Source organism: Streptomyces sp. NPDC026500 (assembly GCF_055567635.1).
In genome coordinates this window covers 1-25,295 of record NZ_JBVHQB010000009.1, presented here as the reverse complement: position 1 = coordinate 25,295, position 25,295 = coordinate 1, and the positions used below count along the sequence as shown (strand labels likewise).

Sequence of the window (25,295 nt, the reverse complement as noted above, 5' to 3'; positions counted from 1 at the left end):
GGGCAGCGCCGTTCCGCCCGGCGCTGGGGCCGGGCCGGTGTTCCGGTACGCCCGCCTCAGGCGGCCGGAGGCGGAAGCACGAGCGTCGCAGGCATGATCAGCACCTTAGACGGCCGTTCCGTGGGCCGACAACTCCCTTTCGGCGTCGCTCGGCCCACTCGCGACCGGCCCCTGCGAGGGCTTCGCCGGGGCCGACGACTGCGCGATGAACGCACCGAGCAGGACCACCGCGCCGCCGACGATCTGCGGCGCCGAGAGGTGTTCGCCCAACAGCACCCAGGCCAGGACGGTGGCGATCACCGCTTCGAGACAGGCCACGACGCCCGCGACCTGCGGGGAGAGCCTGCGCACGGAGACCACTCCGGTGACGTAGGCGACGACGGTGGCGATGAGCACGATCCAGCCGAGGAGCAGCGAGGCGGGCACGGACGTCCCGTTCATGTCCGCGCCGCCGCCGAGGACGGACCAGTCCATGGTCCAGGGGCGCGCGACCGCGGTCAGCACGAGGGTGCCGACGAGCAGGCCGTACGCGATCACGCCCAGCGGGTCGGGTGCCTCGTCCCCGGCGTCGCTGCCCTGGTCGGACAGAACGAAGTAGCCGACCTGGCAGCAGGCGGCGCCCAGCGCGAGCAGGAGTCCGACGACATCGAAGCTGAGCCCCGACCACACCTCCACCACACAGGCGAGTCCGCCGACCGCGAGGACGACTCCGAGAGCCGCGCCGCGCGAGACGGGCCGGCGCTGCACGAAGCGCACCCACCCGAGCACCAGCGCGGGGGCGAGGTACTCCACGAGGAGGGCGACGCCGACGGGGATGCGGGAGATCGCGGCGAAGTAGAAGGCCTGGACACCGGCCACGCCGAGGAGTCCGAACCCGGCGAGCAGCGCGGGGCGTCGCTTCACCAGCGCCCGGTGCCGCACGGCGAGCGGCAGCATGACGAGGGCGGCGCCCGCGACCCGCAGCCACACCACGTGGAGCGGGTCGAGCCCCGCCTCGATCAGCGGCTTGGCCGCGACACCCGATCCGCCGAAGGCGACCGCCGACACGAGCGCCAGGCCCAGGCCGACGCCCCTTCCGTGGTTGCCCTGACTCCCCTGAGACGTATGCACCGCAACATGATGACAGGCGACGACATGACCGTCACCCCCGATGACACCTGTCTCAACGACTGGACTCAGGCACCGGCCCTCGACAACGACCGCCGGACCGCACGGTGGAACAGAGTGACCGGGCTCCCGCTCGCCCACTTCGGCCCGCCCGCTCCCGCCGACGCACCTGCCGCAGGGCGCCGCCGGGACTTCAGCAGCCCGACTCGCCGCCGCTCACGCACTCCTCGCAGCCGCTCTCGATCCGCTCCAGCAGCGGCGGCAGCTCTACACCGGCGCGTCCGAGGACCTCGACGGCCCGCGACCGGGGATCGCCGACGAGCGCCGCGAGCAGGTCGAGACCACGGGCCCGCCCGTCGCCCCGCAGCACGGCGCGCTCGTACGCCTCCTCCATGGCACCGGCCGCCACCGGGGACCATCTCCCGCCGGCCACCAGCGGCCCGGCGCCCGAGTCCTCGACGGCGCTCTGCCAGCGGAGTCCGTAACCGATGCTGCGCTGCACGAGGTAGCCGAGCAGCCGGGCGACCTGCGGTCCGCCGTCGAAGACGGCGCGCACCTCGGGGTCGGACTCCAGCAGGGAGTGCAGCAGATGGGCCGTGTCGATCTGCCGGTCCCCGTCGCGCAGCGCTCTTCGGCGCGCACCGGAGACCACCGAGGCGAGCTCTGCGCTGAGTCCGGCGTCGATGCCTGGATGGTTCGGGCCGCTCGCGGCGGCGGACTGCTGGGGGATACGGGATGACACAACCTCTACCCCATCAGCCTCGTGGCGCCGGGTCATCCACGGCGGGCAGCATCTTCAGGTCCGACACAGGGTGGGCATCCCTGTGCGGTTCTCCTCCTTACGGATGACTTCGCGCCGAATTCCCGCTACGGCGCGCGCCGCCTTGCCTCGCGCCCCTTGAGTCGACGGGGCCGCACCGGCGCTCGCCCGTCGGACCTCGGCGCGCGGCCGCCCCTTCGGACCCCCGGGGGTGCCCGAGAGCCGCTCCCCGTCCCGGTGGACCCCCGCCCGCCCTCTCCACAATTCCTGACGGTTCATCAGTATTGAATGTTCCAGAGCCTGGGGCTACGTTCCGCGACACCGTAGCTGCGCCGGGCGCAGCGCCCGACACGAAGGGGTGGTCGCATGGCCGAAGTCAGCGCGGAAGCACGTATCGAGGCGCCCGCGGAGAAGATCTGGACCCAGCTCACGGACTGGTCCGCCTACGGCGAGTGGAACGCGACGCACACCAACTTCCCGAAGGGCGGCCCTGAGAAGCTCGAAGTGGGCGGCACCTTCGCGGAGAACATGAAGCTCATGGGCTTCCCGGCCGAGGTCACCTGGACCATCGAGGAACTGGAGTCCGGCCGCACCCTGGCCATCCGCGGCAAGGGCCCGATGTCGGTGATCGTCTCCACGCGCTACACACTCACTCCCGACGGCGACGCCACATCGGTGCGCATCGACGGGGAGTTCACGGGTGCGGCCGTCTCGTTGATGGCCGGCAAGCTGAAGGACTCGGCGACGGCCGCCCTCGACGAGTCGCTGCGCAAGCTGGCCGGGCTGGTGGTCTGAGCCCCGCACGTCCCCGCGTCGCACGAGGCGGCGCCCGGCGCTCCGTATGCGGAAAGGCGCCCCGCGGAAACACTTCCGCGAGGCGCCGGCAGATACCACGGCACGCCGTCAGTCCTCGTCGGCGAGGATCAGGTACAGCTTCTTGCGGGCTTCGTTGATGACCGCCAGCGCCTTGTCGCGCTGGCCCTTGCTGCCGGTCTTCCAGACCTGGCCGAAGGCCTCCATGAGGCCGAAACCGGCCTGCCGGATCTCGTGCAGCGACTCCCAGTCGACCCCGCGCCCGGCCTCTTCCCACGGCGCGTCGGGACCCTCGTCGGCCGCGCTGCGGCCGGACTCGGTGAGCGAGAACAGCTTCTTGCCGCCCTCGGCCTCGCTGGTGATCAGGCCCTCGTCCTCCAGCAGCTGAAGGGTCGGGTACACCGAACCCGGGCTGGGCTTCCATGCCCCGCCGCTACGCTCGGCGATCTCCTGGATCATCTCGTAACCATGCATGGACCGGTCCTTGAGCAGGGCGAGGATCGACGCGCGTACGTCACCGCGCCGCGCCCTCCCCCGCGGTCCGCCCCGGCCGCCGCGCCCGCCCCAGGGACCCGGGCCGAAGCCGGGTCCACCGAAGCCGGGGCCACCGGGACCACCCGGCCCGAAGGGCCCGAAAGCCCCCCGCAGCCCCTCGAAGCCGCCCCGACCTCGATGGCCGGGTCCGCCGTGGTGTCCATGTCCGTGTTCGTGCTCGTATCCGAAGTCTTCTCCACGGGAACGCATCGCAATCACTCCATTCCATCGTTGATCGGTCGCGATGCGTCAACGATATATCGGAAGCGATCGCATGACAACCCCATTCGAGAAGGGCGGCCTGACCTGCCTGAACGAAGGCCGCTCCGATCTCACCGAAGCGCCCTCTCCCACGATCCACCTTCCGTCTCAGGTGACTTGGCGGCGCGACCCGCCCGTGGCCACAGGCGATCCGGTCGGCCGACGACGACTTCGACGAAGCGCCGGGATCCCGCACTTCCAGCTCGGAACGCCGGGAACGTCGTCCGGCCGTCCGCCCAGGAACCCGGGCACGCGGATCAGGCACTCCGAACACCCGACAGCACCGCTGCCGCGCATGACACCCGTGATGCCAGTGGCGCCCGGGGCGCCCGTCCCGCGGGGGACATCCGTGGCACGCGTGGCGCCCGTGCCGCCCGCCCGCGCCGACAAGGGGCCAGATCCCCCGGATTGGCCTTGGCCCGTGGCTTCCCGGGACCGCTAGCGTCGGGGCATGCGCATTCGTATCGTCGACGCCTTCACCGACCGCCCCTTCGCCGGCAACCCGGCAGGGGTCCTCCTCCTCGACTCCTTCCCGGACGACGCCTGGCTCCAGAACGTGGCCATGGAGGTCAACCACGCGGAGACGGCGTTCACCCGCCGCCTTCCCGAAGGCGGCGAGGCCGACTGGGCACTGCGCTGGTTCACCCCCGCCACCGAAGTCGCCCTGTGCGGGCACGCGACCCTCGCTGCGGCGCACGTCCTGCTCACCACGGGCGCCCACCAGGGCCCGGTGCGCTTCGCCACGCGCAGCGGTGTCCTCATCGCCACCCCCGCCGCCGACGGCTCGATCACCCTGGACTTCCCGACCGCGCCGCTCACCCCGGTCGAGACCCCCGACGGTGTCGCCGAGGCACTCGGCGCCGAGCCGCTCTCCACTCTGGACACCGGCCCGAACACCGGTGACCTGCTGGTCGAGGTCGCCGACGAGAAGACGGTCCGCGGTCTCGCGCCGGACCTCAAGGGGCTCGCCCGCTACTCCGAGCGCGGCATCATCGCGACCGCCCGCGCCGAAGATCCCTCCCGGGGCTACGACTTCGTCTCCCGCTGCTTCTTCCCGAACGTCGGCATCGACGAGGACCCGGTCACCGGCAGCGCCCACACGGCCCTCGCCCCGTTCTGGTCCGAGCGCCTCGGCCGCCCCGATCTCACCGGCCTGCAGGCCTCCCCGCGCTCCGGCCTGGTCCGCACCGAAGTGCGCGGCGACCGCACCCTTCTCTCCGGGCACGCGGTCACGGTCGTCGAGGGCGAACTGCTCGCGTAGGCAAGGCCACGGGATTCGCGCAACAGTCCACGGGACTCGCGCGACAACGTACGAGCCTCGCGCGGCAGCACACGAAAGGGGCGTACGAGATGGTCGTACGCCCCTTCGGGGTCAGTCCCCGTCGCTCAGCGGTCGCGAGCGCCACTCACGCGGTCGGGAGCCATCCCACCTTCCCGGCGAGCAGCGCGTACCCCACGAAGGCGCCGATGTCGAGCAGCGAGTGCGCGACCACGAGCGGTCCGACCCGGCCCCAACGCCGGTACAGATAGACGAAGACCACGCCCATCACCATGTTGCCGATAAAGCCGCCGATGCCCTGGTAGAGGTGGTACGAGCCGCGCAGCACCGCACTCGCCACCAGCGCGGTCCCCGGCGTCCAGCCCAACTGCCCGAGCCGGCGCAGCAGATACCCGACGACGATGACCTCCTCCAGCACGGCGTTCTGCACGGCCGAGAGGATCAGCACCGGAAATTTCCACCACACGTCCGGCAACGCCTCGGGCACCACCGTGAGGTTGGCGCCGAACCCGCGCGCCGCCAGATAGAAGGCGATTCCCGTACTGCCGATCACCGCCGCGACCATGGCACCGCGGCCGAGGTCCGGCCAGGGACGCGTACGGTCGAATCCGATCACGCGCATCCCCTGGCCCTCGCGCATCAGCAGGTGCGCGACGAGCGCGACCGGCACCAGAGCCGACGCGATACCGAAGAGCTGCCAGGCCAGATCGAGCCAGGGCCGGCCCGGCGCCGCCGAGGCGTTCAGGGTGGCCGCCTGGTCCTTGAGACCACCCGGTTTCGTGACCGATCCGACAAAACTGATCAGCGCGGACACTCCACTCGCGCCGAGCGACAGCGCCAGGACGAGCAGCGTCTCGTCCCGGAGAATCCGGCGTGTCAGCCTCTCCTTCGGAAAGGAATCGGCCGCCGATCCCGCCTCCACCTGCACTCCCGCCTCCAGTTGGGTATTCCCGCCGCATCCCCATCGTCGCCCCGCTAGGGTCTCGAAAGAAGTTACGAAGATCGTGCGCGACAGGCCGTCGGGGGACGGGCGCCATACGGGGCGTACTTCCCCCTTTGCCTGTTCTACGGCTGTCCCACGGCTTGGGCTCACCTGGGAGGACCTCACCGTCATGGGACGTCACAGCTTGCCCGACGCGCCACGGGCGGGCTCCGCCGACCCCCGGCTCCGCGCACGCCGCCGCAATGTGGCCCTCGCGACGGCACTCGTCCTCACCGTCGCCGGAGGCACCGCCGCCGCCGTCCGGGGAGGCCTGTTCTCCTTCGGGGGCTCCTGCCGGGACGACGCCGTCCACATCGAGGTGGCCGCCTCGCCGGACATCGCGCCCGCGCTCAGGGCCGCCGCCGAGGACGCCCGCGCGAAGAACGTCACCTCCGACGGCCGCTGCCTCGACGTCAGGGTGACCGCGCGCGAGTCGTACCAGGTCGCCGCCGCGCTCCGGTCGGGCGGGAAGCCCGACGTGCAGGTGTGGGTACCGGACTCGGACGCGTGGGTGGAACGGGTCACCGAGATCACCACCGCGACGCAGGTCACCAGCCTGGGCAACGTCGCCTCCTCACCGGTCGGCGTCGCCGTGGTTCCGTCGGCCGCCAAAGCACTGGGCTGGCCCGGGAAGACGTACACCTGGACCGAGCTGGCCGGGGAGACGATGCAGGACAAAAGGCTCAAGTTGGGCACGGTCGATCCTGCCCGCAGCTCGACGGGACTGCTCGCGCTCGCCCGGATCAGCGCGGCCGCCTCCCGGGTCAAGGGCGGTGACGTCCGGGCGGCCGCCATGGCCAAGGCGCTCTCGCAGCGCACGTCCGACAGCGACACCCAGCTCCTGGACACCCTGCCCCCCGACTTCTCCGGCTCCGGGCAGGACAGCCCCGGGCGCAATCAGGCCCTGATCCTCTCCGAGCAGGCGGCGTTCGCCCACAACACCTCGGCGGACGGGGGTGACGACCTCGACCTCTTCTACCCCAAGGACGGCGCGCCGCTGCTCGACTACCCGTACACGCTGGTCGACGCTCCGCGGCTGGGCACGGACAAGAGCCGTGCGGCCCTGCGGTTCATGACGTTGCTCGGAGAGGCGGCACCCCGGCAGTTCCTGCGGGTGTTCGGTTTCCGCACGGACGCCGAGAACCCGTCGGCCACGCTGGTCACCGAGGCCGGCGGGAGGTCCCCGCAGCCGTACGCGCGCATCCTCGTCGACCACGCGTCGAAGGAGGCGGTCCAGGAAGCCCTCGGCATGTGGACGATCACGGTGGAGCGCGCCCGGATCACCACGGTCGTCGACGCCTCCTCCTCCATGGCCGAGCCGCTGCCGGGCAGCGATCAGTCACGCATGGACGTCACCAAGGAGTCGCTGCTCCAGGCGCTCGCCACGTTCACCCCCGAGGACGAGATCGGGCTGTGGAAGTTCTCCACGAAACTCGACGGCGACAAGGACTACCGCGTCCTCGTACCGACCGAGCGGCTCGGCGACGCCAAGGGATCCCGCACCCAGCGCGAGAAGCTGTCCGCGGCCTTCCGCTCCCTGAAGCCGGTCCCGCACGGAGAGACCGGTCTGTACGACACCACACTCGCCGCGTACAAGGCAGCCGTCGCCTCCTACGCGAAGGGCCGGTTCAACGCGCTGGTCGTCCTCACGGACGGAGTCAACCAGGACCCCGGCAGCATCTCCCGGTCCGATCTCGTCGCCGAGCTGCAGAAACTGGCCGACCCGGAACGCCCGGTGCCCCTGATCGCCATCGCGGTGGGCCCGGACAGCGACCGACGGGAGGTCGATCAGATCGCCAGGGCGACCGGCGGCTCCGGCCAGCGGGTCAACGAGCCGTCACAGATCCACGCGGCGATGCTCAAGGCGATCACAGCCGCGGGCGCGGGCAACCCGGACTGACCGGCACCGCCGGGCGTCACCCCAGCGGAACCGGCTCCGGCAGTCCCACCGGCCAGGTGTGCACCGGGTCCCCGAGATGCATCAGCTCGCCGTAGCGCCTCGTCGTCGCGGCCAGCGCGGCATCGCGGCCGAGTCCCTTCTCCAGGGCCCGGTGGAAGGTGGCCGCCTGCCAGGTCGCGCCGTTGACGCGCAGCCGGCACCGGTCCTCGATCACGCCCAGGTAGAGATCCCGGTCGGCGGGCTCGACGCCCCACGCGTCGAGCCCGGCGGCGGCGAGCGGCAGCAGTTCGTCGCGGACCAGGTTCGCGGCGTCGACCTGCGTGGTCCCGCCGTAGCGGCCGCGCCGCGGCCACTCCAGGCGCGCGTCGATGCCGTACCGGCAGGCCGCGTCGAAATTGGCGGCCGCCGCCTCGAAGGACAGCCGCGTCCACACCGGACGCGGCTCCTCGGCGAGCGCGCGGACCAGCCCGTAGTAGAAGGCGGCATTGGCGATGACATCGGTGACGGTCGGGCCCGCGGGCAGCACCCGGTTCTCGACGCGCAGATGCGGTACACCGTCGGCGATGCCGTACACGGGCCGGTTCCAGCGATACACCGTGCCGTTGTGCAGCACCAGCTCGGCGAGCTTGGGTACGCCCCCGGCATCGAGGACTCCGAGCGGATCCTCCTCGTCGCAGATGGGGAGCAGGGGCGGGAAGAACCGCAGGTTCTCCTCGAAGAGGTCGTACGCCGAGGTGACCCACCGTTCGCCGAACCAGGTGCGCGGTCGGACTCCCTGCGCCTGCAGCTCCGGCGGCCGCGTGTCGGTGGACTGCTGGAACAGCGGGGGCCTCGACTCCCGCCACAGCTCGTGCCCGAACAGGAACGGCGAGTTGGCCCCGACCGCGACCTGCGGCGCCGCGACCGCCTGCGCCGCGTTCCACACATCCGCGAACCGGCCCGGTGTGACCTGGAGGTGCAACTGCACAGAGGTGCAGGCGGCTTCGGGCGCGATGGATCCCGACCTGCACACCAAACGCTCCACACCGTCTATGTCGAGTTCGAAATCCTCTCCGCGCGCGGCCACGATCTGATCGTTGAGCAGCGTGTAGCGGTCGACGTCCGAGAGGTTCGAGGACACCAGATCGTCCTGGCCCAGCGTCGGCAGGATGCCGATCATCACGATTCCGGCGTCGACCTCGCTGGCTTTCCGATGGGCATACGCGAGCGAGGTGCGGATCTCTTCGGCGAGCCGGTCGAATACCCGGCCGCCCAATCGGTGTGGGGCGATGTTGACTTCCAGGTTGAACATGGCGAGTTCTGTTTGGAAATCGCGGCTCGCAATCCTTTCGAGTACTTGCCCATTCATCATTCTGGGCATGCCGTCGGGCCCTGCGAGATTCAATTCGATCTCCAGGCCCATCAGGTTCTTCGGACGGTCGAACCGCTTCTCCTCCAGCAGTCGCTCCAGCCCCGTCAGACACTGTCGGAGCTTGTCGCGGTAGCGCTGCCGATCAGACAGGCCGAACGTCCCTGCCACGACCTTCTCCCCCATCGAAGTGTCCCTCCTCGGATGGGCAGGCCGACGCTTCGGCCCTGGCGTCCCGGGTCACGGTGGATGATGCCCAGGCAACGCGATCCATAACGTCCCGCGCTCGCTCTTCGACCGCTAGGCTGGACATCGGCCCCGGGCACATTCACCGGGCATGGAGCATTGAGCAAGTTTGCCGCCCGACATGATCTCGTGAAAAACGCCGACGAGAATCGGCCGACCGCTCCGGCGGAGCATTCCGAGGTCACCGCGGTTCGACCGCGCAGAATCGGGATGAATCCCTCGTTTCATCGACCGAATAGCGCCTTGCTCTTCGTATTCGGGACGACTAGACGAAACAAAGCCTGAACACGCGTCGTATAAACTCCGCTACCGAGGCAGAGAGTTGGCGCTCGCGGTCCTAGGTCCTGTCGTCATGGTGACGACGGCAGGCGACACCCTGTCGGCAGATCCAGACCCCTCGCCCCTCTGACCCGAGAGCTGACAGCGCCGTCCGCCCCCGCCCTCGCGCCACTGTGCCTGTCGAATGAGAGGCGACCCACCATGCCGCTGCACGTACCCCCGGCTCCCGCGCCCGCCCTGCGCACCGTTCTCACGGCACTCGGTTCCCCCACCGCTGTCCGCGAAGCCCGTACCCCGTCCCTGCGCCTGGCGCAGGGACCCGCCACCCCCGAACTCCCGCTGCCCGTCCACGTCCTGGATCGCATCACTCCCGCGGGCGCCTCCGCCACCCGGCTCGCCGGGTGGCGTTTCCTGATCCGTTGCGGCGACCGTGCGGTGGCCGCCGCCGACACCATGCTGACCCCGGACGGCTGGGCCTTCTCACGCTTCTTCGAGGGCCCCTACATCACCGCGACGGAACGCGCCCTGCGGCAGGCCGAGACCATGCAACAGCCCTACCAGGCGCGCCTGTTGTCCGTGCCCGAGCTCTACATGCTGACCCTCTGGCTGCACGGCGACTGCACGGCGGACGGCGCGACCGGCCATCCGGCCGCCACCGACCTCCTGGTCCCGCTCGCGCCCGCCCCGCCCGGCATCGCCGCACACCGTCCGTACCACGTCGCCGAACTGCTGCCGGTCCTCACCCACCGGGTCACCCCGGCACCGCTCCTCAGCTCGCCCGCCTGATCCTCCGCGCCCGTGCCCCGCAGCCGTGTCGCGGCCGCGGGGCACTGCGCTGTCACCACCCCGGAGAGCAGCTCGCTCGTTAGGGCCATGCAGCGCTCGTACGAGGGGAAACACACCTCGCACCCGACCTGACTAGCCCCATTCGGCCACCCCGAACCACCCGAAAGGACGGCGTAGTTGGGGTGAACCCTCCGCGCGGGTGATGCGTCATAAACCTGTGAGAAGTGGTGCCCTCAAATCCCTGCGGATTGGCGCCTGTGGGGCAACACTGGGTTCCAGACCACACACCAACGGGGGGCGGCCATGAGTACCTCAAGCCGCAAGACAGACACCACAGCCATCACTCACATCTCGACCCAGCGAAAGATCCCATCCATGTGCCAGCACCAGCCACCGTGTCCGTCAGCCGAATCAGCCGACCGGGAGTCCGCCCGCCTTGTGGCGCACCACCCGGAGCAGGGATGGAGCCTGCTGTGCAACGGCGTTCTGCTCTTCGAGGACACCGGTGAGCTCCTGCCGGACGGCCAGATCATCGCCCCGCACCGCCCGCTGGGCGGCGCGCCGGTGATGACGGCCGCCTGAGCCGCACGACCCGGGCGGCCGTGACAGGCCGCCCAGACACACGAGGGGCCGGCCCGGAGACGTACTCTCCGAACCGGCCCCGACGCATGTCCGAGGGTGATCACTCCCCGTAGGCGTCCACGTGCCGAGCGCTGATCAGTCCTCGTAGGCGTCAAGCGGCGGGCAGGAGCAGACGAGGTTCCGGTCGCCGTACGCCTGGTCGATGCGGCGCACCGGCGGCCAGTACTTGTCGGCGGCCGAGACACCGGCCGGGAAGACGGCCTCCTCGCGGCTGTAGGGGTGCTCCCAGTCGCCGCCGAGCGCGGCGGCCGTGTGCGGCGCCCCGCGCAGCGGGTTGTCGTCCACCGCCCACTCGCCGGAGCCGACCTTCTCGATCTCCGCGCGGATCGCGATCATCGCCTCGCAGAACCGGTCGAGCTCCCCGAGGTCCTCGGACTCGGTCGGCTCGATCATCAGCGTGCCGGCCACCGGGAACGACATCGTCGGCGCGTGGAAGCCGTAGTCGATGAGTCGCTTGGCGATGTCGTCGACGCTCACGCCGGTCGCCTTGGTGAGCGGGCGCAGGTCGATGATGCACTCGTGCGCGACCAGGCCGGCGGGACCGGTGTACAGCACCGGGTAGTGCGGCTCCAGGCGCTTGGCGATGTAGTTGGCGGAGAGCACGGCCACCTGCGTGGCGCGCTTGAGGCCCTCGCCGCCCATCAGCCGGACGTACGACCAGGAGATGGGCAGGATGCCCGCGGAACCCCAGGGAGCGGCCGAGATCGGGCCGACACCGGTCTCGGGACCGGCCTCGGGCTGGAGCGGGTGGTTCGGCAGGTACGGCGCCAGGTGCGCGCGCACACCGACCGGGCCCACGCCCGGACCGCCACCGCCGTGCGGGATGCAGAAGGTCTTGTGCAGGTTGAGGTGCGAGACGTCGCCGCCGAAGTGACCCGGCTTGGCGAGGCCCACCAGGGCGTTGAGGTTGGCACCGTCGACGTAGACCTGGCCGCCGGCCTCGTGCACCTGGGCGCAGATGTCGGCGACGTGCTCCTCGAACACACCGTGCGTCGAGGGGTACGTGATCATCAGCACCGACAGTTCGTCGCGGTACTGCTCGATCTTGGCGCGCAGGTCCGCGACGTCGATCTCGCCGTCGTCCGCGGTCTTCACCACGACGACCTTCATGCCGGCCATCACGGCGCTGGCGGCGTTGGTGCCGTGCGCGGAGGACGGGATGAGGCAGACGGTGCGCTGGTCGTCGCCGTTGGCGCGGTGGTAGCCGCGGACGGCCAGCAGACCGGCCAGCTCGCCCTGAGAACCGGCGTTGGGCTGGAGCGACACCTTGTCGTAGCCGGTGACCTCGGCGAGCTGGTCCTCCAGCTCGTGGATGAGCGTCAGATAGCCCCGCGCCTGCTCGGCGGGCGCGAAGGGGTGCATCTGCCCGAACTCGGGCCAGGTGACCGGCTCCATCTCGGTGGTCGCGTTGAGCTTCATGGTGCAGGAGCCCAGCGGGATCATGCCGCGGTCGAGCGCGTAGTCGCGGTCGGAGAGCTTGCGCAGGTAGCGCAGCATCGCGGTCTCGGAGCGGTGCTGGTGGAAGACGGGGTGCGTGAGGTACTCGTCGGTGCGCAGCAGCGCGGCCGGCAGGGTGTCCTGCGTGCTCGCGTCCAGCGCCTCGATGTCGCCTTCAACGCCGAAGGCGGTCCACACGGCGGCCAGCTGGTCGCGCGTGGTCGTCTCGTCGCACGAGATCGACACCTGGTCGGCGTCGACGAGGTGGAGGTTGACGCCGTGGTCGCGGGCGGCGGCCACGATCTCGGCGGAGCGGCCCGGGACCCGCACGGTGAGCGTGTCGAAGTACGCGCCGTGCACGACCTCGATACCGCCGGCGGTGAGCCCCGCGGCCAGGACGGTGGCGTAGCGGTGGGTACGCCGTGCGATGGTCCGCAGGCCGTCGGGACCGTGGTAGACGGCGTACATGCCGGCCATCACGGCGAGCAGCACCTGAGCCGTACAGATGTTGCTGGTCGCCTTCTCGCGGCGGATGTGCTGCTCACGCGTCTGCAGGGCGAGGCGGTACGCCTTGTGCCCGTCGGCGTCCACGGACACACCGACCAGGCGGCCGGGGAGGCTGCGCGCGAACTTCTCGCGCACCGCCATGTAACCGGCGTGCGGACCGCCGAAGCCCATCGGCACACCGAAGCGCTGCGTCGTACCGATCGCGATGTCCGCGTCGAGCTCGCCGGGCGAGGTCAGCAGGGTCAGGGCGAGCAGATCGGCGGCGACGGTGACGACGGCGCCCAGCTCGTGCGCCTGCTCGACGATCGGCTTGATGTCGCGTACGGCACCGGAGGCGCCCGGGTACTGGATCAGCACGCCGTTGATCTCGCGCCCGGCGAGATCGGCCGGGATGCCGTCGGCGAGGTCGGCGACGACGATCTCGACGCCGGTCGGCTCGGCGCGGGTCTCTATGACGGCGATGGTCTGCGGCAGCGCGTCCGCGTCGACCAGGAAGAGGCCCTTCTTGTTCTTGCCCATGCGGCGGGACAGCGCCATCGCCTCGGCGGCGGCGGTGCCCTCGTCGAGGAGGGAGGCGCCGGAGGTCGGCAGTCCGGTCAGCTCGGCGACGACGGTCTGGAAGTTCAGCAGCGCCTCGAGACGGCCCTGCGAGATCTCCGGCTGGTACGGCGTGTACGCGGTGTACCAGGCCGGGTTCTCCATGACGTTGCGCAGGATCACCGGCGGCGTGAACGTGCCGTAGTAACCGAGGCCGATCATCGAGCCGAGCACCTCGTTGCGGTCCGCGAGGGAGCGGAGCTCGGCGAGTACCTCGGCCTCGGTGCGCGCGGCCGGCAGCTTCAGGGCCTCGGCGTTCTTGATCACGTCGGGCACCGCGGCGGCCGTCAGCTCGTCGAGCGAGCCGTATCCGACCTGCGCGAGCATCTTGGCCCGCGCTTCGGAGTCGGGCCCGATGTGGCGCTGCTCGAAGGGAATGCCCTGTTCGAGCTCGGAAAGCGGAATACGAGGGGCGGTCATGGCGGAGGCCTCCTGGTCTGACGCGACCTTCGAGGGGCACCCCGGCACGGGTACCCCGACGGCCTCCCCCTCTGTCATCTCAACCTGAGAGTTTCACCGGATCGTCCTCGGACGGTCCGGCTTTCACCGTCGGTGAGAGCGGAAGCCATCGACACCCGCCCTGCTTTCCAGAGTGACCTCGTCCGTGCGGTACGTGAGCCTGAGAGATTCCGGGGAGGATTTGCTCCTTCGGCGCCTCCGGTGAAATCTGGAGGACTCTCCCGCACGGGATCAGCAGCCGTCTGCCAGCCTACCAGCGAGGACAAGACATCAGCCTTCGAGTGGCCGCCTTCACAAATGTGCTCTTTTGTAGTACTTACGGATGAGTTTGCGACCACTGGAGGGACCGTGCAGACCGACATCGATCCGCGCAACCTGATCGGCCGCAAGGCGTTCGACAGCAAGGGCACCAAGATCGGCACGATCGACGAGGTCTATCTCGACGACGCCACCGGTGTCCCGGAGTGGGCGGCCATACGCACCGGGCTGTTCAGCAGGGATGCCTTCGTGCCCCTGGAGCCCAGCGAGATCGTCGAGGGGACCCTGCGTATCCCCTTCGACCGAGCGCTGATCAAGGACGCCCCCGACTTCGGCGTCGGGCGTCACCTCTCCCCCGAACAGGAACTCCAGCTCTACCACCACTACGGTCTCGACGTGGCGTCCCCTCCGCCGCCGCCGGACCGGGACTTCGGCCGGCTAGCGGGCACGGAGGACGCCTGAGCCCTGCGGCCCGGGCCCGCGTCCGGACCCGGGCCCGCGTCTGGGCCCGGGTCAGGGCCCGCGTCTGGGCCCGCGTCTGGGCCCGCGTCTGGGCCCGGGTCAGGGCCCGCGTCTGGGTCTGGGTCAGGGCCCGCGTCTGGGTCTGGGCCCGCGTCCGCGTCTAGATCTGGGTCTGGGCCCGCGTCCGCGTCTGGGCCCGCGTCCCGGCCCGGACCCTGCGTCCCGGCTTCTGACACCACCGGCTCGGAACCGGCCGGGAGCCCTTCGGCATCCTCCGGTCTTCGCTCCACCAGGGGCAGCGGGTCCGCCGGCTCCAGCTGCGGATCGTCCGTCCGGAAGGTCCGCACCCGGCCGGGATCGGACCAGGGCGTCTCGAACCGCACCGTGACCCGCCCCAGCCCGCTCCCCTGTACCCATCCGTGCCCGAACTCGGCATGGCGCACATCGTGCCCGGAGGGCCACCGCCGCTCCGCGGGCGGTACCTCCCCGGCGGCCTCTTCGGCCGGCTCGTCCGCGGAACGCTCCTCGGCCGCCAGGTCCCCCACGGCAGCGGCCTGCGCCTGCGCGAACAGGTCCTCCTGCGTGTAGTCGGCGAGCCCGGAGACACCTACCCCCAGCAGGCGCACGCCGCCGGTAGTGTCCACGCCCTCCAGCAGCCGGGCTGCGGCCTCCCGGACGACACCGGGGTCGTCCGTGGGCCCCCTCAGCGTCTCGGACCGGGTCAGCGTCGAGAAGTCGTACCTGCGCACCTTCAGCACGATGGTCCGCCCCGACAGCCCGGCCCGGCGCAGCCGCCGCACACACCGGTCCGCGAGCCGCTGCACCTCCAGCTCCACCCGGACGCGGTCGTGGATGTCCACGTCGTACGTGTCCTCGACCGACACCGACTTGGTCTCCCGCTCGGCCACCACGGGCCGCTCGTCGTGGGCCAGCGCCATCGCGAACAGCGCGTGCCCGTGAGCCTTCCCCACCAGCCGTACCAGCTCGTCCTCGCCCGCCTCGGCGAGCTCCTCGACGGTGGTGATGCCGGCCCGCCGCAGATGGTCGCCGGTGGCCGGCCCCACACCCGGCAGTGTCCGTACCGGCATCGGCCCCAGCAGCGCGCGCTCGGTGCCCGGCTCGATCACCACGAGACCGTCGGGTTTGGCCTGCTCCGAGGCGATCTTCGCCAGCATCTTGGAGGCGGCGAGCCCCACCGACCCCGTGAGCCCCGTGACCGCCCGGATGTCCGCGCGCAGCTTGGCACCGGCCAGCCGCGCCGAGGCGTCGTCCCAGGCCGTCCCGCCCGCCTCCAGGTCCACGAACGCCTCGTCCAGGCTCAGCGGCTCCACCAGCGGCGACAGGGCCCTCAGAAGCCCCATCACCTGCTCGCTGACCTCACGGTAGAGCCCGAAGCGCGGCACGAGATAGGCGGCGTTCGGTGCGCGCCTGCGGGCCTGGGCCATGGGCATCGCCGAGTTCACCCCGAAGACGCGCGCCTCGTACGAGGCGGTGGCGACCACTCCACGGGGTCCGAGCCCGCCCACGACGACGGCCTTCCCGCGCAGGCTCGGCTTGGACGCCTGCTCCGCCGAGGCGAAGAAGGCATCCATGTCGAGATGCAGGATCGTGGGCGCGGTTCTCACATCTCCGATGCTGCCCTACGCCACTGACAATGCCCCGGCACGCCGGGGCATCACGTCATCGAAAGCCGCGCGTCACACCGCGCGGTTGCGCCTGCGCGCCAGCTCGTCGGCGGGATTGTGCCCGAGGAGCGTCTCACCGGTGTCCACGCGCTCTCCGTGCAACTGCGACAGGGCGCTCTCGACATCCCGCCACACCACGCCCACGGCGATGCCGAAGACACCCTGGCCGCCCTGCAGCAGCGCGTGCACCTCGTCGGGCGAGGTGCACTCGTAGACCGTCGCGCCGTCGCTCATCAGCGTCATGCGCTCCAGGTCCTGGAAGCCGCGCTCCCTCAGGTGCTGGACCGTGGTGCGGATGTTCTGCAGCGCCACCCCGGTGTCGAGGAACCGCTTGACGATCTTCAGGACCACCACGTCCCGGAAGCTGTACAGGCGCTGCGTCCCCGACCCGTAGGCGGGACGCACACTGGGCTCGACCAGTCCGGTCCGCGCCCAGTAGTCCAGCTGCCGGTAGGTGATGCCCGCGGCGGCGCACGCCGTGGGCCCTCGGTAACCGACCTCCTCGGGAACAGCCCCTCCCTCACCGGGCACTGCTGTCGGCCGCCGCGCAACGTGATCGGCCGCGCCGCCATGATGGGGGTACCCCCTGCTCGAGCCGAGCCGAGAGCTTGGGGGAGGGTACGGGCCACTCTCCCCCGGACCGCGTCCGGGAGCACCCCCAGCCGTACCGTCGCCGCTGCTTCTCACGCCGACCTCCGTCCTTGACCTGCCTTCTCGACGGTAGGCAGTCACCAGGGGCGCGTCAACGATCGCCACACTCGGCACGCCGAGTGATAATCACCCTAAGGGTGGTTTCCCGTGCCCTACCGCGGGGAAAGGCTAGTCGAATCCTCTCGGCGCGGGCCGCGGCACACCACACTCGCCGCGGGCAAATGCCGCCCGCAGCGGCCCTCCGTTCGCCCGCGTCACTGGCTGTTGGTGCCGAAGTCCTCGGGCGAGATCTGGTCGAGGAACTCGCGGAACTTCTCCACCTCGTCCTCCTGCTCGTCCGGGATCGCGATACCCGCGTCGTCGAGCACCCCGTCACTGCCGTAGATCGGCGTTCCGGTGCGCAGGGCCAGCGCTATGGCGTCGGACGGCCGGGCGCTCACCTCGACCCCGCTGGCGAAGACGAGCTCGGCGTAGAAGACGCCCTCGCGCAGGTCCGTGATGCGTACTTCGGTGAGCTCCTGGCCGACGGCCTCCAGCACGTCCTTGAACAGGTCGTGGGTCAGCGGTCGTGCGGGGGCCATGCCCTGCTGAGCGAAGGCGATCGCCGTCGCCTCCCCCGGTCCGATCCAGATGGGGAGGTAGCGGTCGCCTCCCACTTCACGCAGAAGCACGATCGGTTGGTTGGAGGGCATCTCGACCCGGACACCTACGACATCGAGCTCGTTCACACAGCAACCCTAGGCCGTGCCCGGGACGTTTGGGTAGTCGGGCACAGAACGGGTGGACGATCCGCAGCCCGCGCCGGTACCCCGGATCAGCGCAGCCGCACTCCCAGCGCGGTCTGCACGAGCGCCGCGTGCAGCTTCACCGTGAGGCCCGCGAGTTCCTTCGTACGGGCCTCCGCGTGCGCCCGGGTCTGCGGATTGCGGTGGCGCCGCAGGGGGGCGACCACCTGGTCCACCAGCCCCGCGTCACGCTCCGCCGCGGCCTTCATCGCCCGCAGATGGCGCGGCTCGATGCCGAAGCGTCCCAGCTCGACGACGAGCGCGGCGACGGTCACCGCCTCGGCGTCGTACACACCGTCGGGCAGAGGCCCGATCAGCCCGTACGACTCCCACTCCTGGAGCTGCTGCTCGCCGATCTCCGCGGCGGCCAGCAGCTCGGCGCGGCCCACCCGGGCCGTGGGCCCCTCGGGCTCGCCGTAGAGCCCGCCGAGGGGTTCTCCCTCACCCGCGTCGCGCTGGCGGCCCACGGAGGGCAGCCGCACCTGCTCACCGCGCGCCAGGGCGTCCAGGTGCTCGCGGATCACCTTCAGCGGGAGGTAGTGGTCGCGCTGCATCCTCAGGACGTGGCCGAGGCGGTCGACATCGTTCACGCTGAACTTGCGGTACCCCGAGGGGGTCCGCCGCGGCTCGACGAGCCCCTCCGACTCCAGGAACCTGATCTTGGAGATGGTGACTTCGGGGAACTCGTCACGCAGCACGCTCAGCACCGCGCCGATGCTCATCAGCCCACTGTCCGCGGCGGCGGTACCGCTGCCGGCACCGCCGCTCGGTGTTTGAAGCATGGACATTCCCTCGGTGTCCCCCCGGACGGAGTTGGGGGAGGGTCAGATGCCCTGCTGGCTCGCGTAGAACACCAGCCGGTACTTGCCGATCTGCACCTCGTCACCGTTCGACAGCGGGACCTGGTCGATCCGCTCCCGGTTGACGTACGTGCCGTTCAGGCTGCCGACATCCGCGACCGTGAACGAACCGTCCGCGACACGACGGAACTCCACGTGCCGACGCGACACCGTCACGTCGTCGAGGAAGATGTCGCTCTGCGGATGACGCCCGGCCGTGGTCAGCTCACCGTCCAGCAGGAAGCGGCTGCCCGAGTTGGGGCCACGGCGCACCACCAGGAGCGCCGATCCGACCGGCAGCGCGTCGACCGCCGCCTGAGCCTCCGGGGAGAGCATCGGCGAGGGCGTCTGACCCGTCACCTCGGCGTCGTAGGCCTCGATACCGGAGATGGAGATCGTGGACGTCTGCTCCGACGGACGCTCCGGTCCGCCCCGCAGCGGCGCACCGCAGTTGGAACAGAACCGGCTGTTCTCCGCGTTGCGGTTCCCGCACCTCGTACACACCTGGGCCGACATGGACGGATCCTCCTGCCGCGGCTGCCCACCTGGGGCATGGGACGCATACGGATCGGAGGCGAACCCTCCACCCGTGCTTGAGGCTGACGGTTCCCCGAAACCTATGCGGCCCGGCTGGGCAGGGTCAACAGACGACGCGCCCTGACCACCGGGACCGGTGACCTGGTCCCGGAACAGCGGGCGGTCGCCGCTCCGGGCCTCCGCGTCTCCCTGGCGCGGTGCACGGTGACGGGCAGTCGCGTTGTCGCCACTGTCCTCTCGCGTGCTCTTGCCGAACAACTTCGCAAACAACTTCACGGGCGATTCCCCTTGACCGAAACAGACCCGCCCGTGGGGCAGGACGAACCCTGATTGAACACACCGGTCGACCCGGACATCCTCACAACGTCCGTATCCACCAGACAGTTTCCACCACGCACCACCCATTCGGTGCGCCGACCCCCCGCAACCTCCTGCCCTCGCCCGGCGACCCCCATGCGACCGCCGTTCACCGGGAGGACGACTGAGCGTAGTCAGGCCGCTCCGCCGGTCGCAAGGCATCGACGACGATCTTCGTCGAGCGATCCACCGTGACGGTGGCCTGCTCCTTCTCCAGTGTCTGCACCACGCCTCCCGGAATGTTCAGCGCCGGCTCCAGATCCTGCGGCTTGCCGATGACCTTGAAACGATAAGGCTGGGTGATCTTGTTCCCGTCGACCTTCACTCCGCTTCCGGAGTCGGCCAGATATGTCCCGGCGACCACACGTACGCCGTTCACCTGGATCGCCTCCGCGCCGGCGGCGCGCAGCTCCTGGATGGCGTCGAGCAACATGTCCGCCTTGACCGTCCCCTTCACATCGTCGATCGTCAGGGTGATGCCGGGGCCCTGAGCGGCCACGGTGCCCGCCAGAATGCCGAGTTGCTTCTCCTTCTCGATCGTCTGCTTGCGGGCCTCCTCGGCCTGGTTCGAGCTGTTCTCCAGCTCGGTGCGCTGATCCTCGAGACCCTGCTTCTCGTCCTCAAGACGCTGAGTCCGGCTGTCGAGTTCATCGAGAATGCGCACGAGATCTTCCTGACGCGCTCCCCGCAGCGCGCTGTCGCCGTCACTGTTGGACGCCACCTGCACGGCCAGGCCGAAGCCGAGGCCGAACAACAGCACGGCGACGATGAGTTGGGCACGCGACACCCGCGGCGGCCACAACCCCTTGACCAGCCTCTGACGGCCGGACGGCGGCGTCTCGACGTTCTCGTCGGCCGTCTCCGGTTCGGGCTCCTGCGCGGCCGCGCGGACCTCTTCGGGCAGCTCTTCGCGCAGCGGGTTCTGGGGCGCTTCGTCTTCGTTCTCGTTGCTCATCGGCCTCACGCCCGGAACACGTGCCGGCGGATCGCCGCGGCATTGGAGAAGATCCGGATGCCGAGGACGACCACGACACCCGTGGACAGCTGGGCACCCACACCCAACTTGTCACCCAGGAAAACGATCAGCGCGGCGACGACCACGTTCGACAGGAACGAGACCACGAAGACCTTGTCGTCGAAGATGCCGTCGAGCATCGCGCGCAGACCGCCGAACACGGCGTCGAGCGCCGCCACGACGGCGATCGGAAGGTAAGGCTCGACAACCGCCGGAACCTCGGGCCGGACCAACAATCCAGCCACGACTCCCACGACGAGGCCCAGTACGGCGATCACGGTGTGCCCTTCTCTGTGCTCGGCTCTGCTGTACGTACGATCACACTCGGTGCGGCGGACAACCGGACGTCGCCCTCGGCGGAAATGCTGGTCCTGATGCCGTAGTTCTCCTGCAGGGCGTGCAGATAGAGCCCGTCGGCGCTGTTCTGGAACCTGGTGCTGAGCCGCCGGCCGTCCCCCACCGCGAGCACCGTGTACGGCGGCACCAGCGGCTTGTTGTCGACCAGTATCGCGTCACCCGCGGCCCTGATGGCCGACAGGGCGGTCAGCCGCTGTCCGTTGACGGAGACGGCCTCGGCGCCCGACTCCCACAGGCCGTTGACCACGCGCTGCATGTCACGGTCCCGCACCCGCCCGGTGTCGGAGAATCCCGAGGTCTCCCGCGGATTGGTGCCGTCACCGCCCGTGCTGGCTTCCTTCGCGTCGTTCACGACGAGCTTCACGCCCGGTCCGTGCACATCGGTGGCACCCGACAGAATGCTCACGAGGTCGGCCTGCTCACCGCCGCCGTCCTTCTTCAGCGCCACACGCTGGCGGGCGCTCACATCGGCACGCAGGGCGTCGACGCCGGTCTCCAACTTGTCCGCGGCCGTCGTCTCGCGCTCGATGCGGTCGATGAGCTCCTGGCGCTCCTTGGCGACGACGGGGGCCGCCAGCCGAGCGTTCGCCGCACCGACGGTGACCACGAGCGCGGCGAGCACCAGACCCGCGGCAAGACCCAGCTTGGCCCGGACCGTCTTCGGCATGCCGCCGGCGCCCTCGGCCTCCCTGCGGGCGGCAGCCTCGGCGTACCCCTCGTCGAGGCTGTGATCCATGACGTTGGTGAGCAGCGACATGGAGGCGTCCGGGCGCGGGGGGCGCGGAGCGCTGCTCCGAACGGGGGGCTGCTGCGGCATGCCGCACATCGTCGCACGTCGCGGGTGCTACCTCCGAATGGCCCCACCAACGTGCCGGACAGGCCCCCTTGGGGACACTTGTCCGGCACGCACGAGTGAAGATCGTTTCAGCGGCCGGCGCTGTCCACAACGGCCGCCCACTCGTCGAGCAGAGCCTCCGCGGAGGCGTCGTCCGGACCCTCCGCCCACAGATGGGTGACGGCCTCGGCGGGGTCCGGCAGCACCATCACCCAACGCCCGTCCGTCTCCACGACCCGTACGCCGTCCGTCGTGTCCACGAAGCGGTCTCCCGCCTCCTCCACGACCCGGCGCATCACCAGCCCCTTCACCGCCCACGGAGTCGCGAGGTCCCGCTTGAGGACATGCGCCCGCGGAATCCGCGCGTCGATCTGGCTGAGCGTGAGCTGCGTCCGCGCCACCAGACCGATGAGCCGTACGAACGCGGCCGCGCCGTCGAAGACACCGCTGAACTCGGGAATGATGAAGCCGCCGCGTGCGTCGCCGCCGAAGATCGTCGTCTCCTCGCGGCCGACCCGCGTCAGGTCGTCCGGCGACGTCGTCGTCCACTCCACCTGCGTGCCGTGGTAGGCCGCCACCTGCTCGGCGATCCTTGTGGTGGTGACCGGCAGCGCCACTCGCCCACTGCGCCGCTCGGCGGCCACCAGGTCGAGCATGACGAGCAGGGCCCGGTCGTCCTCGACGATCCGCCCCTTCTCGTCGACGAGCGAGAGCCGCTCGCCCACCGGGTCGAAGCGCACTCCGAACGCGGCCCGCGCGGACGCGACGATCTCGCCCAGCCGCACCAGGCCGGCCCGCCGCGTCTCCGCCGTCTCGGTCGGCCTGGACTCGTCGAGACCGGGATTGATGACCAGGGAGTCCACACCGAGCTTGCCCAGCAGGCTGGGCAGCACGAGTCCGGCACTGCCGTTGGAGGCGTCGACGACCACCTTGAGCCCGGAATCCGCGATACCGGTGGTGTCGACGTTCCGCAGCAGCGACCCCGTGTACGAGTCGAAGACGCTGGCGGGGAAGTGCAGGTCCCCGATCTCGCCGGGGAACGCGCGCCGGTACTCCTGTCGCGCGAAGACCCGGTCCAGCTTCCGCTGCCCGCCCTGCGACAGGTCGGCACCCTGCCCGTCGAAGAACATGATGTCGACGGAGTCGGGCACTCCGGGTGTCGTCCGGATCATGATTCCGCCCGCGCTGCCCCGAGCGGTCTGCTGCCGGGCCACGGGCAGCGGTACGTTCTCCAGGTCGCGTACGTCGATGGCGCTGGTCTGCAACGCCGAGATCACCGCTCGCTTCAGTGCGCGGGCACCTCGGGAGTGGTCGCGGGCCGTGGTGACGGTGGAACCCTTCTTGAGGGTCGTCGCGTAGGCGCCTGCCAGGCGCACGACCAGTTCCGGGGTGATCTCGACGTTCAGGATCCCGGAGACACCACGGGCACCGAAGAGATGGGCCTGACCGCGCGACTCCCAGATCACCGAGGTGTTGACGAAGGCGCCGGCCTCGATGGTCTTGAACGGATAGACGCGGACGTTGCCCTGAATGATCGATTCTTCACCGACGAGGCATTCGTCGCCGATCACCGCGCCGTCCTCGATGCGAGCGGCGCGCATGATGTCGGTGTTCTTTCCGACCACACAGCCGCGCAGGTTGCTGTGCTGACCGATGTACACGTTGTCGTGCACGACGGCCCGGTGGAGGAACGCGCCGTTCTTGACGACGACGTTGGAGCCGACGACGGTGTGTTCGCGGATCTCGGCGTTCGCCTCGACCTTGGCGTAGTCACCGATGTAGAGCGGCCCGCGCAGTACGGCGTCGGGATGCACCTCCGCTCCCTCGGCCACCCAGACGCCCGGGGAGATCTCGAACCCGTCGAGTTCGACGTCGACCTTGCCCTCCAGGACGTCGGCCTGGGCCTTCACATAACTCTCGTGAGTGCCGACGTCCTCCCAGTAGCCCTCGGCGATATAGCCGTAGATGGGCTTGCCTTCCTTCATCAACTGAGGGAAGACGTCGCCGGACCAGTCGACGGATACATCGGCCTCGACGTAGTCGAAGACCTCGGGCTCCATGACGTAGATACCGGTGTTCACGGTGTCCGAGAAGACCTGGCCCCAGGTCGGCTTCTCCAGGAAGCGCTCGACCTTGCCTTCTTCGTCCACGATGGTGATGCCGAATTCCAGCGGATTGGGGACGCGCGTCAGACAGACGGTGACGAGCGCGCCCTTCTCCTTGTGGAAGTTGATGAGTTCGGTGAGATCGAAGTCGGTGAGAGCATCACCGGAGATGACGAGGAAAGCATCGTCTTTCAACGCCTCTTCGGCGTTCTTGACGCTCCCGGCGGTACCGAGTGGCTTCTCCTCATTGGCATAGGTGAGCTCCATGCCGAGCTCTTCACCGTCACCGAAGTAGTTCTTGACCATCGAGGCCAGGAACTGGACAGTGACGACGGTCTCGTTGAGCCCATGCCTTTTGAGCAACCTGAGCACATGCTCCATGATCGGGCGGTTCACCACCGGCAGGAGCGGCTTGGGCATGCTTGAGGTCATTGGGCGAAGGCGTGTGCCTTCGCCTCCGGCCATCACGACGGCCTTCATGTCGGAAGCGTCCTCCTTGAAGAGACGACGGTACAGCCGACTTCACCCGTCCTGATTGTCCCGCAGTTTTCGAGCGCGGGCCATCGGGGCACTACAGCCGCCCAATCGGGCCGAGCTCAATCGGCCATGGTGTCCGCCCGGACCAACCGGCGGACCTGCACCACGTAGAGGACTCCTGCCCACCAATACAGGGTTGTACCCCATCCGGCGAACGCCCATCCGAAAATAGCGCCCACTGTCGCGATCCAGCCGCTCGCGTCACTGAGCAGCAACAACGGGAAGGCGTACATCAGGTTGAAGGTGGCTGCCTTCCCGAGGAAGTTCACCTGCGGGGGCGGATAGCCGTGGCGCCGGAGGATCCACACCATCACCAGCAGAACCAGCTCGCGTGCGAGAAGCGCGGCCGTCAGCCAGATCGGAAGAATCCCCCGCCAGGTGAGTCCGACAAGCGTCGACAGAATGTAGAGCCGGTCGGCCGCGGGATCCAGCAGCCGGCCGAGGCTGCTGATCTGGTTCCAGCGCCGGGCGAGCTTGCCGTCCAGATAGTCGGTGATACCGCTCAGCATGAGGATGAGCAGCGCCCAGCCGTCACTCTTGGGACCGCCGAACTCCGGCCTGAGGATCAACCACAGGAAGATGGGTACGCCGAGGAGGCGCGCCATGCTGAGGATGTTCGGGATGGTGAGGACCCGGTCCGTCTGAACACGGGTCTCCTGGACCTCCACCCGGGGGCCTCCTGTGGGAAACGAGCCAACGATGCCCCCTGACCTTACCCGCAGCCCTCGCGCCACAGCGCAGAGGGGGAGGCAAGGGAGAGACGTCATCAGAAAAATTGGCGGAAAACAAAAAAGCTCCGGCTCTCGGGAAAAATTCCCAAGAGCCGGAGCTCTAATTTTAGTTCGGCGGCGTCCTACTCTCCCACAGGGTCCCCCCTGCAGTACCATCGGCGCTGTGAGGCTTAGCTTCCGGGTTCGGAATGTAACCGGGCGTTT

Annotated in this window: 22 protein-coding genes, 1 rRNA gene and 1 riboswitch; of the genes, 6 read left to right on the top strand and 17 right to left on the bottom strand. The window is 69.7% G+C overall.

Annotated features, from left to right (window positions below; all coding sequences use genetic code 11):
- Nucleotides 1–105: 105 nt before the first annotated feature.
- On the bottom strand, nucleotides 106–1,110 hold the full coding sequence (locus ACZ4N5_RS17840; protein ID WP_467758009.1) for an EamA family transporter: 1,005 nt from the start codon (nucleotides 1,108–1,110) through the stop codon (nucleotides 106–108).
- A 190-nt stretch (nucleotides 1,111–1,300) separates the two neighbouring features.
- The gene (locus tag ACZ4N5_RS17835; protein ID WP_467758008.1) at nucleotides 1,301–1,849 is read right to left on the bottom strand and encodes a peptidase; all 549 of its coding nucleotides are present in this window, start codon (nucleotides 1,847–1,849) and stop codon (nucleotides 1,301–1,303) included.
- Nucleotides 1,850–2,233: 384 nt separating this feature from the next.
- Here ACZ4N5_RS17835 and ACZ4N5_RS17830 point away from each other — a divergent pair, with 384 nt between their 5' ends.
- Nucleotides 2,234–2,662 (top strand): type II toxin-antitoxin system Rv0910 family toxin, encoded by a 429-nt coding sequence (locus ACZ4N5_RS17830; protein WP_356786048.1) that lies wholly within the window; start codon nucleotides 2,234–2,236, stop codon nucleotides 2,660–2,662.
- A 108-nt stretch (nucleotides 2,663–2,770) separates the two neighbouring features.
- On the opposite strand, the gene ACZ4N5_RS17825 is transcribed toward ACZ4N5_RS17830, so the two are convergent.
- The gene (locus ACZ4N5_RS17825; RefSeq protein WP_365882300.1) at nucleotides 2,771–3,424 is read right to left on the bottom strand and encodes a PadR family transcriptional regulator; all 654 of its coding nucleotides are present in this window, start codon (nucleotides 3,422–3,424) and stop codon (nucleotides 2,771–2,773) included.
- 502 nt (nucleotides 3,425–3,926) lie between these two features.
- Here ACZ4N5_RS17825 and ACZ4N5_RS17820 point away from each other — a divergent pair.
- A complete protein-coding gene (locus ACZ4N5_RS17820) occupies nucleotides 3,927–4,736 on the top strand; it encodes a PhzF family phenazine biosynthesis protein (RefSeq protein ID WP_467758007.1) in 810 nt (269 codons plus the stop codon).
- 145 nt (nucleotides 4,737–4,881) lie between these two features.
- On the opposite strand, the gene ACZ4N5_RS17815 is transcribed toward ACZ4N5_RS17820, so the two are convergent.
- A complete protein-coding gene (locus ACZ4N5_RS17815; RefSeq protein ID WP_467758006.1) occupies nucleotides 4,882–5,682 on the bottom strand; it encodes a CPBP family intramembrane glutamic endopeptidase in 801 nt (266 codons plus the stop codon).
- 184 nt (nucleotides 5,683–5,866) lie between these two features.
- Between ACZ4N5_RS17815 and ACZ4N5_RS17810 the strand changes: the two genes are divergently transcribed.
- Complete coding sequence (locus ACZ4N5_RS17810) at nucleotides 5,867–7,636, top strand: substrate-binding and VWA domain-containing protein (RefSeq protein ID WP_467758005.1); 1,770 nt, start codon at nucleotides 5,867–5,869, stop codon at nucleotides 7,634–7,636.
- A gap of 16 nt (nucleotides 7,637–7,652) precedes the next feature.
- Here the strand turns inward: ACZ4N5_RS17810 and ACZ4N5_RS17805 are convergent, their stop codons facing one another.
- Complete coding sequence (locus tag ACZ4N5_RS17805; protein WP_467758004.1) at nucleotides 7,653–9,170, bottom strand: glutamate-cysteine ligase family protein; 1,518 nt, start codon at nucleotides 9,168–9,170, stop codon at nucleotides 7,653–7,655.
- Nucleotides 9,171–9,710: 540 nt separating this feature from the next.
- On the opposite strand from ACZ4N5_RS17805, the gene ACZ4N5_RS17800 reads away from it, so the two are divergent.
- Nucleotides 9,711–10,295, top strand: coding sequence for a hypothetical protein (locus ACZ4N5_RS17800; protein ID WP_467758003.1), 585 nt, complete (start codon nucleotides 9,711–9,713; stop codon nucleotides 10,293–10,295).
- Nucleotides 10,296–10,670: 375 nt separating this feature from the next.
- Nucleotides 10,671–10,877 (top strand): DUF5999 family protein, encoded by a 207-nt coding sequence (locus ACZ4N5_RS17795; RefSeq protein ID WP_323178830.1) that lies wholly within the window; start codon nucleotides 10,671–10,673, stop codon nucleotides 10,875–10,877.
- Between the two features lie 135 nt (nucleotides 10,878–11,012).
- Here ACZ4N5_RS17795 and gcvP read toward each other — a convergent pair whose 3' ends face one another.
- Nucleotides 11,013–13,898 (bottom strand): aminomethyl-transferring glycine dehydrogenase, encoded by a 2,886-nt coding sequence (gene gcvP / locus ACZ4N5_RS17790; protein WP_467758002.1) that lies wholly within the window; start codon nucleotides 13,896–13,898, stop codon nucleotides 11,013–11,015.
- A gap of 177 nt (nucleotides 13,899–14,075) precedes the next feature.
- Nucleotides 14,076–14,171: riboswitch (glycine riboswitch) on the bottom strand.
- A 114-nt stretch (nucleotides 14,172–14,285) separates the two neighbouring features.
- On the opposite strand from gcvP, the gene ACZ4N5_RS17785 reads away from it, so the two are divergent.
- Nucleotides 14,286–14,657, top strand: coding sequence for a PRC-barrel domain-containing protein (locus tag ACZ4N5_RS17785; RefSeq protein ID WP_467758001.1), 372 nt, complete (start codon nucleotides 14,286–14,288; stop codon nucleotides 14,655–14,657).
- Here the strand turns inward: ACZ4N5_RS17785 and ACZ4N5_RS17780 are convergent.
- The 11 genes from ACZ4N5_RS17780 to rrf form a co-directional block, all read right to left on the bottom strand.
- The gene (locus tag ACZ4N5_RS17780; protein WP_467758000.1) at nucleotides 14,579–16,282 is read right to left on the bottom strand and encodes a DNA polymerase IV; all 1,704 of its coding nucleotides are present in this window, start codon (nucleotides 16,280–16,282) and stop codon (nucleotides 14,579–14,581) included. The genes ACZ4N5_RS17785 and ACZ4N5_RS17780 overlap by 79 nt on opposite strands.
- 72 nt (nucleotides 16,283–16,354) lie before the next feature.
- Nucleotides 16,355–17,029, bottom strand: coding sequence for a MerR family transcriptional regulator (locus ACZ4N5_RS17775; protein WP_467757999.1), 675 nt, complete (start codon nucleotides 17,027–17,029; stop codon nucleotides 16,355–16,357).
- A gap of 218 nt (nucleotides 17,030–17,247) precedes the next feature.
- Nucleotides 17,248–17,721 carry a bifunctional nuclease family protein gene (locus tag ACZ4N5_RS17770; protein ID WP_006123076.1) on the bottom strand — a complete coding sequence of 158 codons (474 nt, stop codon included), beginning with the start codon at nucleotides 17,719–17,721 and terminating at the stop codon, nucleotides 17,248–17,250.
- 86 nt (nucleotides 17,722–17,807) lie between these two features.
- Entirely contained in the window at nucleotides 17,808–18,560 is a 753-nt protein-coding gene (gene ftsR, locus ACZ4N5_RS17765) for a transcriptional regulator FtsR (protein WP_467757998.1), read from the bottom strand.
- Between the two features lie 42 nt (nucleotides 18,561–18,602).
- Entirely contained in the window at nucleotides 18,603–19,559 is a 957-nt protein-coding gene (locus ACZ4N5_RS17760) for an FHA domain-containing protein (RefSeq protein ID WP_467757997.1), read from the bottom strand.
- A gap of 61 nt (nucleotides 19,560–19,620) precedes the next feature.
- The gene (locus tag ACZ4N5_RS17755) at nucleotides 19,621–20,466 is read right to left on the bottom strand and encodes a DUF881 domain-containing protein (protein WP_467757996.1); all 846 of its coding nucleotides are present in this window, start codon (nucleotides 20,464–20,466) and stop codon (nucleotides 19,621–19,623) included.
- A gap of 5 nt (nucleotides 20,467–20,471) precedes the next feature.
- Nucleotides 20,472–20,804: a small basic family protein gene (locus ACZ4N5_RS17750; protein ID WP_003988855.1), complete on the bottom strand. Its 333-nt coding sequence runs from the start codon at nucleotides 20,802–20,804 to the stop codon at nucleotides 20,472–20,474.
- Complete coding sequence (locus ACZ4N5_RS17745; RefSeq protein ID WP_467757995.1) at nucleotides 20,801–21,700, bottom strand: DUF881 domain-containing protein; 900 nt, start codon at nucleotides 21,698–21,700, stop codon at nucleotides 20,801–20,803. Before ACZ4N5_RS17745 ends, ACZ4N5_RS17750 begins: the two co-directional genes overlap by 4 nt.
- A 107-nt stretch (nucleotides 21,701–21,807) precedes the next feature.
- A complete protein-coding gene (locus tag ACZ4N5_RS17740; RefSeq protein WP_355856702.1) occupies nucleotides 21,808–24,303 on the bottom strand; it encodes a mannose-1-phosphate guanyltransferase in 2,496 nt (831 codons plus the stop codon).
- A gap of 116 nt (nucleotides 24,304–24,419) precedes the next feature.
- On the bottom strand, nucleotides 24,420–25,028 hold the full coding sequence (locus ACZ4N5_RS17735) for a CDP-alcohol phosphatidyltransferase family protein (RefSeq protein WP_467757994.1): 609 nt from the start codon (nucleotides 25,026–25,028) through the stop codon (nucleotides 24,420–24,422).
- A 172-nt stretch (nucleotides 25,029–25,200) separates the two neighbouring features.
- A 5S ribosomal RNA gene (gene rrf / locus ACZ4N5_RS17730) occupies nucleotides 25,201–25,295 on the bottom strand; the annotation flags it as partial.

Excerpts from the sequence above, each read along its gene's own strand:
- gcvP (WP_467758002.1), bottom strand. The coding sequence starts at position 13,898 with ATGACCGCCCCTCGTATTCCGCTTTCCGAGCTCGAACAGGGCATTCCC.
- ACZ4N5_RS17805 (WP_467758004.1), bottom strand. The coding sequence starts at position 9,170 with ATGGGGGAGAAGGTCGTGGCAGGGACGTTCGGCCTGTCTGATCGGCAG.
- ftsR (WP_467757998.1), bottom strand. The coding sequence starts at position 18,560 with ATGCTTCAAACACCGAGCGGCGGTGCCGGCAGCGGTACCGCCGCCGCG.
- ACZ4N5_RS17740 (WP_355856702.1), bottom strand. The coding sequence starts at position 24,303 with ATGAAGGCCGTCGTGATGGCCGGAGGCGAAGGCACACGCCTTCGCCCA.
- ACZ4N5_RS17800 (WP_467758003.1), top strand. The coding sequence starts at position 9,711 with ATGCCGCTGCACGTACCCCCGGCTCCCGCGCCCGCCCTGCGCACCGTT.
- ACZ4N5_RS17795 (WP_323178830.1), top strand. The coding sequence starts at position 10,671 with ATGTGCCAGCACCAGCCACCGTGTCCGTCAGCCGAATCAGCCGACCGG.
- ACZ4N5_RS17745 (WP_467757995.1), bottom strand. The coding sequence starts at position 21,700 with ATGCCGCAGCAGCCCCCCGTTCGGAGCAGCGCTCCGCGCCCCCCGCGC.
- ACZ4N5_RS17755 (WP_467757996.1), bottom strand. The coding sequence starts at position 20,466 with ATGAGCAACGAGAACGAAGACGAAGCGCCCCAGAACCCGCTGCGCGAA.
- ACZ4N5_RS17810 (WP_467758005.1), top strand. The coding sequence starts at position 5,867 with ATGGGACGTCACAGCTTGCCCGACGCGCCACGGGCGGGCTCCGCCGAC.
- ACZ4N5_RS17760 (WP_467757997.1), bottom strand. The coding sequence starts at position 19,559 with ATGGGTGGTGCGTGGTGGAAACTGTCTGGTGGATACGGACGTTGTGAG.
- ACZ4N5_RS17820 (WP_467758007.1), top strand. The coding sequence starts at position 3,927 with ATGCGCATTCGTATCGTCGACGCCTTCACCGACCGCCCCTTCGCCGGC.
- ACZ4N5_RS17830 (WP_356786048.1), top strand. The coding sequence starts at position 2,234 with ATGGCCGAAGTCAGCGCGGAAGCACGTATCGAGGCGCCCGCGGAGAAG.
- ACZ4N5_RS17825 (WP_365882300.1), bottom strand. The coding sequence starts at position 3,424 with ATGCGTTCCCGTGGAGAAGACTTCGGATACGAGCACGAACACGGACAT.